This is a genomic window from Streptomyces sp. NPDC096310 (assembly GCF_044763125.1).
Lineage (GTDB): Bacteria > Actinomycetota > Actinomycetes > Streptomycetales > Streptomycetaceae > Streptomyces.
Map to the genome: position 1 here is coordinate 192,820 of NZ_JBIWFO010000011.1, position 15,062 is coordinate 207,881.

The 15,062-nt window shown below is 71.7% G+C and carries 15 protein-coding genes; 9 read left to right on the forward strand and 6 right to left on the reverse strand.

Annotated elements, in window-relative coordinates; translation table 11 throughout:
* Positions 1–88: 88 nt before the first annotated feature.
* The gene (locus ACIQ7D_RS22025; protein WP_403939999.1) at positions 89–922 is read right to left on the reverse strand and encodes a GNAT family N-acetyltransferase; all 834 of its coding nucleotides are present in this window, start codon (positions 920–922) and stop codon (positions 89–91) included.
* A 112-nt stretch (positions 923–1,034) separates the two neighbouring features.
* Positions 1,035–3,155: a glycogen debranching protein GlgX gene (gene glgX, locus ACIQ7D_RS22030; protein ID WP_403940000.1), complete on the reverse strand. Its 2,121-nt coding sequence runs from the start codon at positions 3,153–3,155 to the stop codon at positions 1,035–1,037.
* Between the two features lie 377 nt (positions 3,156–3,532).
* Between glgX and ACIQ7D_RS22035 the strand changes: the two genes are divergently transcribed.
* Both ACIQ7D_RS22035 and ACIQ7D_RS22040 read left to right on the forward strand, forming a co-directional pair.
* Positions 3,533–4,765 (forward strand): SAV2148 family HEPN domain-containing protein, encoded by a 1,233-nt coding sequence (locus ACIQ7D_RS22035; protein ID WP_403940002.1) that lies wholly within the window; start codon positions 3,533–3,535, stop codon positions 4,763–4,765.
* Positions 4,766–4,869: 104 nt separating this feature from the next.
* A complete protein-coding gene (locus ACIQ7D_RS22040; protein WP_403940004.1) occupies positions 4,870–5,577 on the forward strand; it encodes a 3'-5' exonuclease in 708 nt (235 codons plus the stop codon).
* 79 nt (positions 5,578–5,656) lie between these two features.
* On the opposite strand, the gene ACIQ7D_RS22045 is transcribed toward ACIQ7D_RS22040, so the two are convergent.
* Positions 5,657–6,529 carry a phosphotransferase enzyme family protein gene (locus tag ACIQ7D_RS22045; protein WP_403940038.1) on the reverse strand — a complete coding sequence of 291 codons (873 nt, stop codon included), beginning with the start codon at positions 6,527–6,529 and terminating at the stop codon, positions 5,657–5,659.
* A gap of 172 nt (positions 6,530–6,701) precedes the next feature.
* Here ACIQ7D_RS22045 and ACIQ7D_RS22050 point away from each other — a divergent pair, with 172 nt between their 5' ends.
* The 6 genes from ACIQ7D_RS22050 (at position 6,702) to ACIQ7D_RS22075 (ending at position 12,132) form a co-directional block, all read left to right on the forward strand.
* Positions 6,702–7,661: a carbohydrate ABC transporter permease gene (locus ACIQ7D_RS22050; RefSeq protein WP_403940006.1), complete on the forward strand. Its 960-nt coding sequence runs from the start codon at positions 6,702–6,704 to the stop codon at positions 7,659–7,661.
* The gene (locus ACIQ7D_RS22055; RefSeq protein ID WP_403940008.1) at positions 7,658–8,497 is read left to right on the forward strand and encodes a carbohydrate ABC transporter permease; all 840 of its coding nucleotides are present in this window, start codon (positions 7,658–7,660) and stop codon (positions 8,495–8,497) included. Before ACIQ7D_RS22050 ends, ACIQ7D_RS22055 begins: the two co-directional genes overlap by 4 nt.
* Positions 8,497–9,912: an ABC transporter substrate-binding protein gene (locus ACIQ7D_RS22060; protein ID WP_403940010.1), complete on the forward strand. Its 1,416-nt coding sequence runs from the start codon at positions 8,497–8,499 to the stop codon at positions 9,910–9,912. The genes ACIQ7D_RS22055 and ACIQ7D_RS22060 overlap by 1 nt, the downstream gene beginning before the upstream one ends.
* Positions 9,821–11,131 carry a macrolide-inactivating glycosyltransferase gene (gene mgt, locus ACIQ7D_RS22065; protein WP_403940012.1) on the forward strand — a complete coding sequence of 437 codons (1,311 nt, stop codon included), beginning with the start codon at positions 9,821–9,823 and terminating at the stop codon, positions 11,129–11,131. Before ACIQ7D_RS22060 ends, mgt begins: the two co-directional genes overlap by 92 nt.
* 67 nt (positions 11,132–11,198) lie before the next feature.
* On the forward strand, positions 11,199–11,747 hold the full coding sequence (locus ACIQ7D_RS22070) for a DUF1697 domain-containing protein (protein WP_403940014.1): 549 nt from the start codon (positions 11,199–11,201) through the stop codon (positions 11,745–11,747).
* The gene (locus tag ACIQ7D_RS22075; protein WP_403940017.1) at positions 11,740–12,132 is read left to right on the forward strand and encodes a DUF4440 domain-containing protein; all 393 of its coding nucleotides are present in this window, start codon (positions 11,740–11,742) and stop codon (positions 12,130–12,132) included. Before ACIQ7D_RS22070 ends, ACIQ7D_RS22075 begins: the two co-directional genes overlap by 8 nt.
* Here ACIQ7D_RS22075 and ACIQ7D_RS22080 read toward each other — a convergent pair.
* Together ACIQ7D_RS22080 and ACIQ7D_RS22085 are read right to left on the reverse strand one after the other, a co-directional pair.
* Positions 12,129–13,316, reverse strand: coding sequence for a GDSL-type esterase/lipase family protein (locus ACIQ7D_RS22080; protein ID WP_403940019.1), 1,188 nt, complete (start codon positions 13,314–13,316; stop codon positions 12,129–12,131). The genes ACIQ7D_RS22075 and ACIQ7D_RS22080 overlap by 4 nt on opposite strands.
* A gap of 74 nt (positions 13,317–13,390) precedes the next feature.
* On the reverse strand, positions 13,391–13,972 hold the full coding sequence (locus ACIQ7D_RS22085; RefSeq protein ID WP_403940021.1) for a TetR/AcrR family transcriptional regulator: 582 nt from the start codon (positions 13,970–13,972) through the stop codon (positions 13,391–13,393).
* Between the two features lie 71 nt (positions 13,973–14,043).
* On the opposite strand from ACIQ7D_RS22085, the gene ACIQ7D_RS22090 reads away from it, so the two are divergent.
* Entirely contained in the window at positions 14,044–14,535 is a 492-nt protein-coding gene (locus ACIQ7D_RS22090; RefSeq protein WP_403940023.1) for an FBP domain-containing protein, read from the forward strand.
* On the opposite strand, the gene ACIQ7D_RS22095 is transcribed toward ACIQ7D_RS22090, so the two are convergent.
* A complete protein-coding gene (locus tag ACIQ7D_RS22095) occupies positions 14,446–14,970 on the reverse strand; it encodes an aldo/keto reductase (protein WP_403940024.1) in 525 nt (174 codons plus the stop codon). The two genes, ACIQ7D_RS22090 and ACIQ7D_RS22095, sit on opposite strands and share 90 nt — an antisense overlap.
* Between the last annotated feature and the right edge of the window lie 92 nt (positions 14,971–15,062).

Here is a 15,062-nt window from a genome sequence, read left to right on the forward strand (position 1 = left end):
ACGGTCGTACGTACCCCGCTTCTCGACTTCTGTTTCATCGGTATCAGTGGATTCGACGGCGGCGGTTTCGGAGGCGACGACTTCGGAGTCACCGACTTTCGGCCTGGGCGGCGGACGGGTCCGCCTCCACCGTAGAGCCTGGGGCCTCCGGCGTGTGAACGTACGGGGTGGTCGTGCTCAGGACCGTGAAGCCCAGGCGCTCCAGAATGGGACGGCTCATGTCCGTCGCGTCCACCTGGAGGTAGGGGTAGCCGCGGTCGGCGGCGATCCGGGCCCGGTAGGTGACGAGCGCGCGGTAGATGCCCCTGCCGCGCCACTCCTCCCTGGTGCCGCCGCCCCACAGACCGGCGAACCGCTTGCCGGGCGGCAGTTCCAGCCGCGCCGCGCTCACCGGCACCTCGCCCGCCATGGCGACGACCGCGCGGACCGTGTCGGGGAACTCGGTGAGCTGGGCAAGGAGCTGCTGACTCAGCCGGCCGCTGTCCGTGCCGAAAGCCTGATCGTGCCCGTCCGCCATGAGGGCGACACCGGCCGCGTCGGTGACAGGGACCAGCCGGACGCCCTCCGGTGGCTCGGCGTCGCCGAGCAGATCCTTGACCTCGGCGACCATGAGCGCCTCCGTGGGCTCGGTGACGAATCCGGCCGCGAGCAGCAGCCTCCCGAGACCGGCGGGGGCGTCATGGCCGTAGAGCTTCCACTCGAACTCCAGGCCGAGCGCGGTGAAGTGCGCCACCTGCTCCGCGATCGCCGCCGCGGCCGAACTCTCGTCCAGGTCCGACCAGAGGACCCCGTTCCAGTCGTGCGGGCCGCCGCTGCGGCGCACCACGTTCCCGGATCGCTCCGGCGACGCGCGCGAACCGTCGGCCCCCGCGTGCCGTCGCATGTCCCGGTCGAACGCCTTCAGTACGGTTTCCTTGTCCATTCGGGCACTGGATCACCGGCAGGGCGGCCCGGCAACCGGATTTCCCGGCCTGCCGCGCCGCCGTCCGCCCCCCTACGGCCCGTCGGCCTTCGAGCCGGCCGGTCGCCGGGCCCTACGCCGGGCGCATCAGCACCGTCATGCTGCGGCCGATCATCTTGAGCCGTTCGCCGCCGTCGACCTTCTCGCCCTGTCCGCGCACCACGCCCTCCGGGCGGGCCGTGTCCACCATGACCTGCCACTGACGTCCGTGGTTCACCGGCACCCGGAACTCCAGCTCGTCCGCGCTCGCGTTGAACATCAGCAGGAACGAGTCGTCCGAGATCCGCTCCCCGCGCGGCCCCGGCTCCGAGATCGCGTGGCCGTTGAGGAAGACCGTCATCGCCTTGGCGTGCGCCGCCTGCCAGTCCTGCTGGGTCATCTGCTCCCCCTCGGGGGTGAACCAGGAGATGTCCGACAGGTCGTCGTGCGTGCCCTCCACCGGACGTCCGTGGAAGAAGCGCCTGCGCCGGAAGACCGGATGGTCCCGGCGCAGCCACACCATCGCCTGGGTGAAGGCCAGCATCGTCCGGTCGGTCTCCGCCCCCGGCTCCGGCCAGCGGACCCAGGAGACCTCGTTGTCCTGGCAGTACGCGTTGTTGTTGCCGCCCTGCGTCCGGGCGAACTCGTCGCCGTGGCTGAGCATCGGCACGCCCTGCGAGAGCATCAGCGTCGCGATGAAGTTGCGCATCTGGCGGTTGCGCAGCTCCACGATCTCCAGATCGTCGCTCTCGCCCTCCACCCCGCAGTTCCAGGACCGGTTGTGGCTCTCGCCATCCCGGTTGGACTCGCCGTTGGCCTCGTTGTGCTTGTCGTTGTACGAGACGAGATCGTGCAGGGTGAAGCCGTCGTGGCAGGTGGTGAAGTTGATGGAGGCCAGCGGACGGCGCCCGTCGTCCTGGTACAGGTCGGACGAACCAGTCAGCCGGGACGCGAACTCGGCGAGGGTCCTGGGTTCGCCGCGCCACAGGTCCCGTACGGTGTCGCGGTACTTCCCGTTCCACTCGGTCCACAGCGGCGGGAAGTTCCCCACCTGATAGCCGCCCTCGCCCACGTCCCACGGCTCGGCGATCAGCTTCACCTGGCTGACCACCGGGTCCTGCTGGACGAGGTCGAAGAACGACGACAGCCGGTCCACCTCGTGGAACTGGCGGGCCAGGGTCGCCGCGAGGTCGAAGCGGAAGCCGTCCACGTGCATCTCGGTCACCCAGTACCGCAGCGAGTCCATGATGAGCTGGAGCACGTGCGGGCTGCGCATCAGCAGCGAGTTCCCGGTCCCCGTCGTGTCCGTGTAGTAGCGCTGGTCCTCGGAGAGCCGGTAGTACTGCGCGTTGTCCAGGCCGCGGAAGGAGAGCGTCGGGCCCAGGTGGCTGCCCTCGGCCGTGTGGTTGTAGACGACGTCGAGGATGACCTCGATCCCGGCCTGGTGCAGCGCCCGTACCGCCTGCTTGAACTCCAGGACCTGTTCTCCCCGGTCGCCCCACGACGCGTAGGCGTTGTGCGGGGCGAAGAAGCCGATGGTGTTGTACCCCCAGTAATTGGCGAGCCCGGCGTCCGCCAGCCGGTGGTCGTTGACGAACTGGTGCACCGGCATCAGCTCCAGCGCCGTGACCCCCAGCTCGGTCAGGTGCTCGATCACCGCCGGATGGGCGAGCCCGGCGTACGTACCGCGCAGCTCCTCCGGGAGCGCCGGATGGAGCATCGTGAGGCCCTTCACATGGGCCTCGTAGAGCACGGTGCGGTGGTAGTCGGTGCGCGGGCGCCGGTCGTCGCCCCAGTCGAAGTACGGATTGACGACGACCGAGGACATCGTGTGGGGGGCGGAGTCCATGTCGTTGCGCGAGTCCGGCTTGCCGAAGTGGTAGCCGTACACCGACTCACCCCACTCGACGGAGCCGCTGATCGCACGCGCGTACGGGTCGAGAAGTAACTTGGCGGAGTTGCAGCGGTGGCCGCGCTCCGGCTCGTACGGCCCGTGGACCCGGAATCCATAGCGCTGACCAGGCATGATGCCGGGCAGATATGCGTGGCGCACAAAGGCGTCGGTCTCGCGGAGCTCCACCGCCGTTTCTGATCCGTCGTCGTGCAACAGGCACAACTCGATCCGGTGCGCGACCTCGGAGTAGACCGCGAAGTTCGTACCGGCGCCGTCGTAGGTGGCGCCGAGGGGATATGTCTGTCCCGGCCAGACCTGCATAGGGAGGACTCTTCCATTTCTGATCCGGGTGGAGCGGGCTGTTGAGCCAGATCTTCCCCGAAAGTAGGGCAACCACCTAGGAACCCGCGGCGTTCTCGGCGCTTCTCGCCCCGAGGGTCAACCTGGTGCACCGCGCCGTCGCCCGGACCGGTCATGGTGCTCAGTGGCCCCACCGGGCTTCTCCCGCCCCGCCGGGCGCGCGGTGAAGATCGGTCCGAAACGTGATGAATCATACCACTCCGGCCGAATTCACCACCAGGAACAAGCCTCACTAACAAGGGAGTTGAGAAAGGAGCCTGTGCATCCTGCTGCACCTGGTCCGGTCGGCGGAGTACCCTTCCTTGATCGTTGAAAAGGGAGAAGAAGGCGGTGCGCGGGTGAGCTCGGGAGGGCTGGAGCTGCCCCCAGGTGACGCAGGTCATGCGGGGGAATCCGGCGACATCCCGCCCGGAGTGGTCTCCCTCGCGCGACCGATGGAGATCGGGGCGGAACTGGACTGGGGCGCGGACGCCTGGAACGAGGTCCGTACGCGCGCACAGCGGGCCGGGCGGGCCTACATCTGGCTGAATCTGGTGGAGCAGCGGCTGCGCGCGGTCGTCGCCGCGGTCCTGCGGCCCATCTACGAGCCCGTGCACGGCGAGGAGTGGGTGGTCGCCGCCGCCGGGCCCGCCGGGCAGGAGTGGGTGCAGCGCGCCGTCGCGGTACGGGAGGTGTCCCGGCGCAAGGGCTACCTCCTCGACCCGGCCGACGACAACGTGCTGAGCTTCCTCACGCTTCCGCAGCTCAGGGAGTTGATGGTGCAGCACTGGCCCTGCTTCGAGCCGTACTTCGACGACCGCCGCGACGTGGAGCTGGCCCTCGACGAGCTGGAGGTCGCGCGCAATGTCGTCTCCCGCAACCGGGCCCTGTCCGAGACGGTCCTCGCCCAGGCGGAACGGGCCTCCGCCAGGCTGCTGGAGATCCTCGGCGGCGGCAGCGGCATACCCTCCTCGCAGCGGCTGCGCGTCGACGCGGTGGAGGACCTGGTCGGCGACCGGTACGGCGATGTCGTCTCCGTCCACTCCGACCGGGTCAGACTCCAGCGCCAGCTCCCCGCGGAGGACCTGTTCGGCGGGGCCCGGCGGCTCGACGCCATCGGTATCGGCCTCAACCTCCTCGTCCAGAACTTCTCCGGACGCCGGCTCATCCGGCTCGCCGAGTCCGGCTGCCGGACCCGGCTGGTCTTCCTCAACCCGGCGAGCAGCGCGGTCAAGCGCCGCGAGCGCGAGCTGGGGCTGCGCAAGGGGGAACTGAGTCGTTCGGTGGAGATGAACATCCTCCACATGCGCCGGGTGCGCTCCAAGCTGCGCGACCCGGGCGCCTTCGAGATCCATGTCTTCGACGAGACACCGCGCTTCACCGCCTACCTCGTGGACGGCGACGGCCCCGACGGCCTGGCCGTCGTCCAGTCGTACCTGCGCCGGGCACGCGGCATGGAGGCCCCGGTCCTCGTGCTGCGGGGCGGCGGGCGTGAGGTCGTCCGCGCGGGGCAGGACACGGAGCACGGGCTCTTCCAGACCTACCGCGAGGAGTTCGAGTCGGTCTGGACCGACTCCCGGCCGGTCTCCTGAACCGGGGCGTTGTCAGTGGCCCGTGGCAGGGTGAAGGTCCGGCGGGGAGATCCGACGGGGGGAAGCGGGGGAAGAGCCACCGCACCACGAAGGAGGGCCACACGATGACTTGGCACGGGGAACCACTGGTCGGCTTCGACCTGGAGACCACCGGTACGGATCCGCTGGAGGCCCGGATCGTGACGGCGGCGGTCGTCGAGGTCCGGGGCGGCGAGGTGATACGGGAGCGGAGCTGGCTCGCGGACCCGGGCATCCGGATCCCCGCCCAGGCGTCCGCGGTGCACGGCATCAGCAGCGAGCGCGCGGCCTCGGAGGGGCGCCCCGCGCCCGAGGTGGCGGGCGAGATCGCGGAGGTCCTGCGCGGCTACTGGGCACGCGGGGTACCGGTCGTGGCGTACAACGCGCCGTTCGACCTGACGCTGCTCGCCGCGGAGCTGCGGCGCCACGGGCTGCCGCGGCTCGATCCGGTCGGCCCGGTGATCGACCCGTACACGATCGACCGGGCCGTCGACAAGTACCGCAGGGGCAAGCGCAATCTGGAGGCCGTCTGCGGGGAGTACGGCGTGGTGCTGGACGCGGCCCACGACGCGGGCGCGGACGCGCTGGCGGCGGCCCGGGTGGCCACCGCGATAGCCGAGCGGCACGCCTCGGTGGCCGCGCTGACCCCGCCGGAGCTGCACGAGCGTCAGATCGCCTGGTACGCGGAGTGGGCGGTGGACTTCCAGCGCTTCCTGCGCGAGAAGGGGAACACCGACGCGGTGGTCGACGCGGTCTGGCCGCTGCGCGAGCCGGCGGTGACGACGGCGCCCTGACCCCGGGGCCGCGCGGATCCGTACCGCCGTGAGCCGGTGGTCCGCCGGTCCCGCGATCCCGTACGGGCGGGGCGTCCGGTCAGAAGGGGTACCAGCGGACCTCGGGGTCGTCGTCGCGCAGGGAGGCGACCCGGCGCCGGAACTCGGCGAGCGCCTTCGGGTTGGCCGGGGCGTGCTGCGCCACCCAGGCGCAACTGGCCGTCTCGCGGGCGCCGCGCAGCACCGGGCAGCCGGACCAGGCGCGGACGTCCCAGCCGTAGCCGGCGGTGAAGGTGTCGTACGCCTCGGGGGCCAGCCCGTACCGGTCCCGGGACAGCGCCATGACCACCAGGTCGTGTTCGCGGAAGTCCGAGGAGAAGGTCTCCAGATCGACCAGTACCGGTCCTCGCGGGCCGACATGGACATTGCGCGGCAGCGCGTCGCCGTGGATCGGTCCCGCGGGAAGGTGCGGGGTGAGTGTGGCGGCGGCCTCGGCGAAGCCGTCCCTGCGCCCGCGCAGGTAGTCGGCGTCGGCGGGGTCGATCGTGTCGCCCGCGATCCGCAGCCAGCGCTCCACACCGCCGAGCAGTTCACGGCGGGGAAGGGTCAGTACGGCGGGATCGGGGGAGGGCAGCGCGTGGACGAGCCGCAGCAGCGCGGCCAGATCGGCGGGTTCCGCCGGGCGTACGGCCTCGGGCAGCCGGTGCCAGAGCGTCACCGGATGACCGTCCACGGACCGTGCCTCGGTTTCGGCGGCCCGTACGGCCGGCACCCCGGACTCCGCGAGCCAGGACGCGAGGGCGACCTCGCGCCGGGCGCGCTCCAGCAGCTCCGGGTGGTCCCGTGCGTCCCTGCCGACCTTGACGACCAGCCCGGCCGTCCCGAACACCGCGTTCTCGCCCAGGGCCAGCAGCTCCGCGTCGTGCGGCAGCCCCGTCGCGGCCAGGATCTCCCGCGCCCGCGCCTCGTCCATCGTCGGCTCACTTACTTCCGGTCGTATCTCGGCGCGTTCCACCGCGTCCTGTTCCACCGCGAAGTCTCGCATCCGCCCGTGTGTGCGTGCTTGACGTACCGAGGGGGCGTCCCCACGATGACGAGGACGGACAGGACGGCCCCTGACAGCCCCACCCGAAGGAGTCGTATCCGTGACATCGGCCACCGCGACGAAGCGGCCAGCGGGGGAGCGGACCGGCGAGGACCGCTCCGGCACCGGCCGTACGGGCCGCCCCCGGAAACCGCTGGACCACGGCGCCTGGTTCCTGGTGCTGCCGGCGCTGCTGCCGATCCTGGTGCTGAGCGTCGGCCCGCTGCTCTACGGTGTCGCGCTCGCCTTCACCGACGCGCAGTCCGGCCGTACCGAACCCACCGCGTGGATCGGCACCCTGAACTTCCAGGACCTGCTGCACGACACGCTCTTCTGGGACTCCTTCGGCATCGGCCTGCTCTGGGCGGTCGGGGTGACCGTGCCGCAGTTCGCGCTCGGCCTCGGCCTCGCCCTGCTGCTCAACGAGGAGCTGCGACTGCGCTGGCTGGCCCGGGCCCTGGCGATCATCCCCTGGGCCATGCCCGAGGTCGTCGTCGCCGTCATGTGGCGGCTCGTCTACCACTCCGACGCCGGGGTCCTCAACGAGACGCTGCGCGATCTGGGCCTGGGCGAGGGACGGGACTGGCTGACCGGTCTGTCCACCGCGCTGCCCGCGGTGATCGTCGTCGGTGTCTGGGCGGGCCTGCCGCAGACCACCGTGGCCCTGCTGGCCGGCCTCCAGAACACCCCGCGCGAACTGCACGAGGCCGCCGCGCTCGACGGCGCGGGCGCCTGGTGCCGCTTCCGCACCGTCACCTGGCCCGCGCTGCGGCCGGTCGCCCTCGCCATCACCGCGCTCAACCTCATCTGGAGCTTCAACTCGTTCGCGCTGGTCTACGTGCTGACCAGCGGCGGACCCGGCGGCCGCACCCGGCTGCCGATGCTCTTCGCGTACGAGGAGGCGTTCCGCTACGGACAGTTCGGCTACGCCGCCGCGATGGGATGCGTGATGGTCGCCGTGGTCTCCGTACTCCTCGCACTGCGTCTCGTCGGCCGGCTCACGAAGGGGGCGGAGGCATGAGCCCGCGCGTCAGCGGCACCGTGCGCGCCGGACAGTACACCGCGCTCCTGTGCTACCTCGCCTTTCTCGCCTTCCCGTTCCTCTGGCTGATCTCCACGGCCTTCAAACCCGCCCGGGAGCTGGGCAGCCTCCACCCGACCTGGATCCCGCACCACCCGACGCTCGACAACTTCCGCCAGGCGTTCGACGAGCAGCCGCTGCTGCGGGCGGCGGCCAACAGTCTGACGGCCGCCCTCGCCGCCGCGCTGATCGCCGTCCTCGTCGCGACCCCGATGGCCTATGTGATGGCCCGCCGGCGCGGCAGGCTCGCGGCGGCGGCCACCGGCTGGGTGGTGGTCAGCCAGGCGTTCCCGTTCGTCCTGGTGATCATCCCGCTCTTCCTCGTCCTCAAGAACCTGCGGCTGGTCGACTCCCTGGGCGGGCTGGTCCTGGTGTACGTGGTGTGGTCGCTGCCGTTCGCGCTCTGGATGCTCACCGGGTACGTCCGCGCCCTGCCCACCGAGCTGGAGGAGGCCGCGGCCGTGGACGGCGCGGGCCGGATCCGTACCCTCGTCTCCGTCACCGCGCCGTTGCTCGCGCCCGGCATCGTCGCCACGGCGCTCTTCGCTTTCATCAGCGCGTGGAACGAGTTCTTCTTCGCGCTCGTCCTGCTCAAGTCGCCCGGGAAACAGACCCTGCCGGTGGTGCTCACCCACTTCGTCGGGGCGGAGGGTGTCGCGGACCTCGGGCCGCTCGCCGCCGCCGCGTTCCTCGCGACCCTGCCCTCGCTCCTTGTCTTCGCCCTCATCCAGCGCCGGATCACCGGCGGGATGCTGGCCGGGGCGGTGAAGAGCTGATGCGCCGGCCGACGGCCCTCGCGGCGGTCGCCGCCGTCCTCGCCCTGCTGCTCGGCGGCTGCGCCGGCGGCGACGGCGGCGCGCGGGACGGCCGGATCACCCTGCGCTTCCAGTCCCTGGCCTGGCAGGACGAGTCGGTCCGCGCCACCGAGGAGCTGGTCGAGGAGTGGAACGCGGCCCATCCCGGCATCAGGGTCGAGTACGTCCAGGGAAGCTGGGACAGCGTCCACGACCAGCTCCTCACCTCCTTCGAGGGCGGCGAGGCACCCGACCTCATCCATGACGCCGCCGACGATCTCGCGGACTTCGCCTACGGCGGCCACCTCGCCGACCTGCGTCCCCTGCTCTCCGACCGGCTCACCCGGGACATTCCGCAACGCAGTTGGGACACCGCCACCTTCGGGGACGGCGTTTACGGCGTGCCGTTCCTCCAGGAGCCCCGTGTCCTGATCGCCGACCGGAAGATCCTGGAGGCGTCAGGGGTCCGGATGCCCACCGCGGAGCGGCCCTGGAGCTGGCCGGAGTTCCGGCGGATCAGCGGTGAGCTGACCGCGTTCATGCGGCAGGGGAAGGACAAGAAGAGGTACGCGGTCGCCTGGCCGCTCAAGGATCCCGTCTCCGCGACACTCAACCTCGGCCTCTCCACCGGCGGCCGGCTCTTCCACCGGGGCGCGGACGGGAAGGTGACGATCCGGTTCACCGAGGACGACGCCGTGGTCCCCGACACGATCCGGCGGCAGGTCACCGCGGACGGGAGCGCGTCCGGCGCCACCCTCGGCATGGGCGGCTCCGACACCCTGCCCGGCCTGTTCGGCGGCCGGTACGCGATGGTCCCGCTCGGGTTCTCGTACCGCCGGCAGATCATCCAGCAGGCACCGGAGGGCTTCGAGTGGACCGTCCTGCCCGCCCCCGCCGGGGACGGCGACGGGGCCCCAGGTTCCGCCGGAGCTCCAGGGTCCGCCGGAGCCCCCGGGTCCGCGCAGGGCGTCAGTCCGCAGACCCTCTCCATCGCCCAGGACAGCCCGCACAAGAAGGAGGCCGCGCGCTTCCTCGACTTCCTGCTGCGCCCCGCGAACATGGTGCGCCTCGCCAAGGGCGACTGGATGCTGCCCACCGGCACGACGGCCCTCGCGGACCCGTCCCTGCACACCGCCGAGCACGGCTGGGCGACGGGCGCGGCGCTCGCCGGCGGGCTGCGCCCGGCCCCCGCCCAGTCCGTACGGGGCTACCCGGAGTGGAAGGACAAGGTGGCGACCCCCGCGCTCCAGGAGTACTACAGCGGCGCGATCGACCGGAAGCAACTGGAGAAGCGCCTGGTCAGAGATGGTAATCGGGTCCTGGCCCGCTATCAGCGGCAGAAGGTCGGGGCTTCCGGGAAATACATTGCACGAGACGTCTCGTCTCGCTTACCTTGAGGTCATGACCGCAGCCAAGCCCGCCCACATCGCCATGTTCTCCATCGCCGCCCACGGCCATGTGAACCCGAGCCTCGACGTCATCAGGGAACTCGTCGACCGGGGCCACCGCGTCAGCTACGCGATCCCCGCGATCTTCGCCGAGAAGGTCGCGGCGACCGGCGCCCACCCGGTGATCTACACCTCCGTCCTGCCCACCCCGGACGACGACCCCGAGGCATGGGGCACGGAGCTCATCGACAACCTGGAACCCTTCCTCGACGACGCGATCCAGGCACTGCCGCAACTCGCCGCCGCCTTCGAGGACGACCGCCCCGACCTCGTCCTCGGCGACACCACCTCCTACCCGGCGCCCGTCCTCGCCCACCGCTGGGGCGTGCCGTTCTTCCAGATCTCCACGCACATGGTCGCCTGGAACGGCTACCGGGAAGAGGTCGCGGAGCCGATGCTCGCGGAACTGGAGACGTCGGAGCGCGGCAGGGCGTACCGGGCACGGTTCGCCCAGTGGCTCGTCGACCAGCGCATGGACCACACCGACCCCGACCGGCTCTCCGCCGAACCGGGCCGCTCCCTCGTCCTGATCCCCAAGGTCCTCCAGCACCGGGCCGACGACGTGGACGAGTCCGTCTTCGTCTTCGTCGGCGCCTGCCAGGGCGACCGCGCCGACCAGGGGGAGTGGCGGCGGCCCGCCGGGGCGGAGAAGGTGCTGCTCGTCTCGCTCGGTTCGGCCTTCACCAAGCAGCCCGCGTTCTACCGGGCGTGCGTCGCGGCCTTCGGCGAACTGCCCGGGTGGCATGTCGTGCTCCAGATCGGCAAGAACGTCGCTGTGTCGGAGCTGGGGGAGATCCCGGCCAACATCGAGGTACGGGACTGGGTGCCCCAGCTCTCCGTGCTCCGGCAGGCCGACGCGTTCATCACCCACGCCGGCGCGGGCGGCAGCCAGGAGGGCCTGGCCACGGCCACCCCGATGGTCGCCGTACCACAGGCCGTCGACCAGTTCGGCAACGCCGACATGCTGGCCGCCCTGGGCGTCGCGCGCCGGATCGACACGGCCGAGGCCACCCCCGAGGCGCTGCGCGAGGCGGTCCTGACCCTGGCCGCCGACCCCGAGGTGGCCCGCGGACTCGCCGCGATCCAGGCCGGGATGGCCGCGGAGGGCGGCACCCGCCGGGCCGCGGACCTCGTCGAGGCCGCGCTCACCCCGGGCACGGAGCGGTGACCGCGCGGGGATGCGTGCCCGGCGCACGCCGGGTGCCCCGGGCACGGCCCCGCCCTATCGTGGGCACATGATCACGACCTACGTGGCGCTCCTGCGCGGAATCAATGTCGGCGGCCACCGGAAGGTGCCCATGGCGGACCTCCGGGCGCTGCTCACCGGACTCGGCCACGGACAGGTCCGTACGTATCTCCAGAGCGGCAACGCCGTCTTCACGAGCGCGTCCGGCGACGAGAAGGCCCTCGCCACCGAGCTGGAGCGCGCCATCGAGGAGCGCTTCGGCTTCACCGTCGACTGCCTGGTGCGCGGCGCCGCGTACCTGCGGGCCGTGGCCGACGCCTGCCCCTTCCCGGCCGCCACGCTGGAGGGCAGACAGCTCCATCTCCTCTGCGTCTCCGAGCGGCTGGACCCCGAACGGTTCGCGTCGCTCGACCCGGCCGCCTACCTCCCGGAGGAGTTCCGGCTCGGCGACCGGGCCCTGTACCTGTACGCCCCCGACGGGCTCGGCCGCTCCAAGCTCGGCGACGCGCTCGGCAGGCCCGCCCTGTTCAAGGGCGTCACGGTCACCAGCCGCAACTGGAACACCGTCGTCAGACTGCTGGAACTGGCCCGTGACTGACCGCACCTCGGCGATCGCCGCGGCCATCGCCGCCGAAGTGCGCCTCCTCGACCCGGCCGTCCGCGCCTCCCCGGCGCTGCTCGCGGAGCTGCTGCACCCGGACTTCCGGGAGTTCGGCGCCTCGGGCCGGGAGTGGGACCGTACCGCGATCGTCGCCGCGCTCACCGAGCCCGGCGGGCCCGCGCCCCGGCCCATCACCACCTCCAAGATGCGGGGCGTACGGCTCGCCCCCGACGTGGTGCACCTCACCTACGACAGCGAGACGGACGGCCGCCGGGCGCACCGCAGTTCACTGTGGCGGCTGACCGGCGACACCTGGCTGCTCCACTTCCACCAGGGCACGCCGTACCCGCGAGCCCAGCAAGATCCAAACGAGAGGCCCTAGCTGCGCCCGGATGCCGTGAAGGGGCCGCCGGCGGCGAACGCCAGGCCGGCGAAGCGTTGGCCCATGCGGCGGTGGGTGGCGGCGTCCGGGTGGAGGCCGTCGGGCAGCGGCAGTTCGGCGGCGTCCGCCTCGCCGTAGAGGGCGCGGCCGTCGAGGTGGTGCAGATACGGGTCCTCGGCGGCCCGCCGCGCCACGATGCGGGTCAGCTCGTCCCGGATGACGCCCAGGGTCAGCTTCCCCTGGGCGCGGTCCGCGGGGTCGCCTGTCGCCAGGAACCGCAGGCGCCCGGTGCCAAGGGCGGCGAAGTCCGGTCCACTGGGACCTGGGGTGTCCTCGTGGATCGGGCAGAGGATCGGCGAGACGACCAGCAGAGGGGTGGTGGGGTGGCCCTCGCGGATGGTGTCGAGGAAGCCGTGGACGGCGGGGACGAAGGCGCGCAGCCGCATCAGATCGGCGTTGACCAGGTTGATGCCGATCTTGACGCTGATCAGGTCGGCGGGGGTGTCCCGCAGGACGCGGGAGGTGAACGGGTCGAGCAGGGCGCCGCCGCCCAGCCCCAGATTGATCAGCTCGACCCCGGCGAGGGAGGCGGCCAGCGCCGGCCAGGTGGTGGTGGGGCTCGCGGCGTCGGAACCGTGGCTGATCGAACTGCCGTGGTGCAGCCACACCGCGCGGCCCGGGTCGGGCGCGGGCTCGACGGGGGCGTCGGTGCGCAGGGCGACGAGTTCGGTGGTCTCGTTGTGCGGCAGCCAGATCTCGATGTCCTTGACGCCCTCGGGCAGCTCGCCGAAGCGGAGGGTGCCGACCGGCCCCGGCGTGGTCTTGGCCGACCCGGTGGTCATGTCGAGGGTCACGGTGTTGCCGCCGGTGACACCGGCCTGGCCGGTGAGCCGGCCGTCGACGAGCAGGTCGTACACGCCGTCCGGGCGGCGCGGGACGCCGGCATAGGCGCGCTTGGTCGGCAGCGCGTCCAGCTCCAGGACGGTGGCCCGGGTACGGAAGGCGAGCCGTACCCCGGAAGGCTGGGACTCGGCCAGGGCGAGCTGCGGGTCGGCGCACTGCGCGCGGGCCCGGGCGGGCAGCCGGTGCGGCAGTACGCCGTGCTCGGTGCGCTCCACTTCGAGGGCGCCGCGCAGGAGGTCCGCGGTGACGGGCGTGGTGATCCAGGGGGTCCGGGTGCTCATGGTCTCAGCCTGTCGGTCGGGGGCCGGGTGCGGCCCGGCGGCCGGATGTCCGGTGGACGAATACGCGGGAGACGTCATGAGGAGGCGGGAGGCGCGGACCAGCTCCGCAGCAGGGTGTCGAGGCGGTCGAGGGTCCAGGACCACGACTCCTGCGAGTCGGGGGCGCTGTGGCTGAAGCCGCCCGCCAGCTCCAGGCTGACGTAGCCGTGGAAGACGCTGCCCAGCATCCGTACGGCGTGCGTCTGGTCCGGCTCCGTCAGGTCGTAGCCGCGCAGGATCGCCCGGGTCATCCGCGCGTGCCGGCCCCCGGCGCTCGCCGCCGCGGCCTCCGGGTCGAGCCGGAACTGGGCGGCGGCGTAGCGGCCGGGGTGCTCCCTGGCGTAGTCGCGGTAGACGTCGGCGAAGGCGGTCAAGGCGTCCTTACCGGCCCGCCCGGCCAGGGCGGCGGCGCCCCGGTCGGCCAGCTCCTCCAGGGCGAGCAGGGCGATCCCCGTCTTGAGGTCGTGGGAGTTCTTCAGGTGCGAGTACAGGCTCGCGACCTTGACGTCGAACTGCCGGGCGAGCGCCGAGAGGGTCACCTGGTCGAAGCCGGCCTCGTCCGCCAGCTCCGCCCCGGCCCGGACCAGACGTTCCGTGGTCAGTCCTGCGCGTGCCATCGCCATCCCTCCATCGGCCTGAACCAATTAAGTATTTGCCTATAAGGCTTAGGCAAATTAGCTTACGGGATATGAAGCCGCTGACCGAACAAGAGATCCGTACCGCGTTCGTGAACTGCACCAAGGGCGAGGCCAAGCGCCTGTCCGTACCGCGCGACCTCGCCGACCGGCCCTGGGCAGACCTGGACTACCTGGGCTGGCGGGATCCGCAGGCGCCCGACCGCGCCTACCTCGTCGCCGAGCTGGACGGCCGCCCCCGCGCCCTGGCGCTGCGCTCACCCCACCCAGGCTCCTGGCAGACACGGCGCAGCATGTGCTCGATCTGCCTGACCCTGCACACCGGCGGCGTCTGTCTGATGGTCGCGCCCAAGGCGGGCAAGGCCGGGCAGCAGGGCAACTCGGTGGGCACGTACATGTGCGGCGATCTCGCCTGCTCGCTCTATGTCCGCGGAAAGAAGGACGCGGGCATCGGCTCACGGCTCCCCGAATCGCTCACCCTGGAGGAGCGGATCCGGCGGACCGCCGAGAACGTCGCCATGTTCCTGGCCAAGGTGACCGCCTGACCCGAGCGCGTCCAGGCCGCGCATGTCCTCGGCGGACAGCCGGATCCCCGCGGCGCCCAGGTTCTCGTCGAGATGCGCGGGCGAACCGGTGCCCGGGGTCGGGCACAGCACGGGGGAGCGGTGCAGCAGCCAGGCCAGGGCGATCTGCCCGCGCGTGGCGCCATGGCGCCCGGCCACGGAGTCGAGCGCCGACGCCGCCGCACCCGTCAACGCGCCGTTGGCCAGCGGGAACCACGGCAGAAACGCGAGCCCGTGCCTCTCGCACAGCTTCAGCACCGCCGCCGACGCGCGGTCCAGGAGATGGAAGCGGTTCTGCACCGAGGCGATCCCGGTCACGGAGAGCGCCCGCTCAAGCTGCTCGGCGGTGATGGTGTCCAGGCCGATGGAGCGGATCTTGCCCTCCCGCCGCAGCTCGTCCAGGACCCCTAGACGCAATACCGGTGCTTTAGGACTTCATCCGTGGGGTTGGGGCCGTTTTGGTGGGTTGGACGAGGGTGACGGCGGGGATGGCTGGGCGAGGTGGGTTG

What these genes read in the sequence shown, in the direction of transcription:
- ACIQ7D_RS22070 (WP_403940014.1), top strand. Translation starts at nt 11,199, where the DNA reads ATGATCACGACCTACGTGGCGCTCCTGCGCGGAATCAATGTCGGCGGC.
- ACIQ7D_RS22040 (WP_403940004.1), top strand. Translation starts at nt 4,870, where the DNA reads ATGACTTGGCACGGGGAACCACTGGTCGGCTTCGACCTGGAGACCACC.
- ACIQ7D_RS22080 (WP_403940019.1), bottom strand. Translation starts at nt 13,316, where the DNA reads ATGAGCACCCGGACCCCCTGGATCACCACGCCCGTCACCGCGGACCTC.
- ACIQ7D_RS22090 (WP_403940023.1), top strand. Translation starts at nt 14,044, where the DNA reads ATGAAGCCGCTGACCGAACAAGAGATCCGTACCGCGTTCGTGAACTGC.
- mgt (WP_403940012.1), top strand. Translation starts at nt 9,821, where the DNA reads ATGGTAATCGGGTCCTGGCCCGCTATCAGCGGCAGAAGGTCGGGGCTT.
- ACIQ7D_RS22060 (WP_403940010.1), top strand. Translation starts at nt 8,497, where the DNA reads ATGCGCCGGCCGACGGCCCTCGCGGCGGTCGCCGCCGTCCTCGCCCTG.
- ACIQ7D_RS22045 (WP_403940038.1), bottom strand. Translation starts at nt 6,529, where the DNA reads ATGGACGAGGCGCGGGCGCGGGAGATCCTGGCCGCGACGGGGCTGCCG.
- ACIQ7D_RS22025 (WP_403939999.1), bottom strand. Translation starts at nt 922, where the DNA reads ATGGACAAGGAAACCGTACTGAAGGCGTTCGACCGGGACATGCGACGG.
- ACIQ7D_RS22055 (WP_403940008.1), top strand. Translation starts at nt 7,658, where the DNA reads ATGAGCCCGCGCGTCAGCGGCACCGTGCGCGCCGGACAGTACACCGCG.
- glgX (WP_403940000.1), bottom strand. Translation starts at nt 3,155, where the DNA reads ATGCAGGTCTGGCCGGGACAGACATATCCCCTCGGCGCCACCTACGAC.
- ACIQ7D_RS22085 (WP_403940021.1), bottom strand. Translation starts at nt 13,972, where the DNA reads ATGGCACGCGCAGGACTGACCACGGAACGTCTGGTCCGGGCCGGGGCG.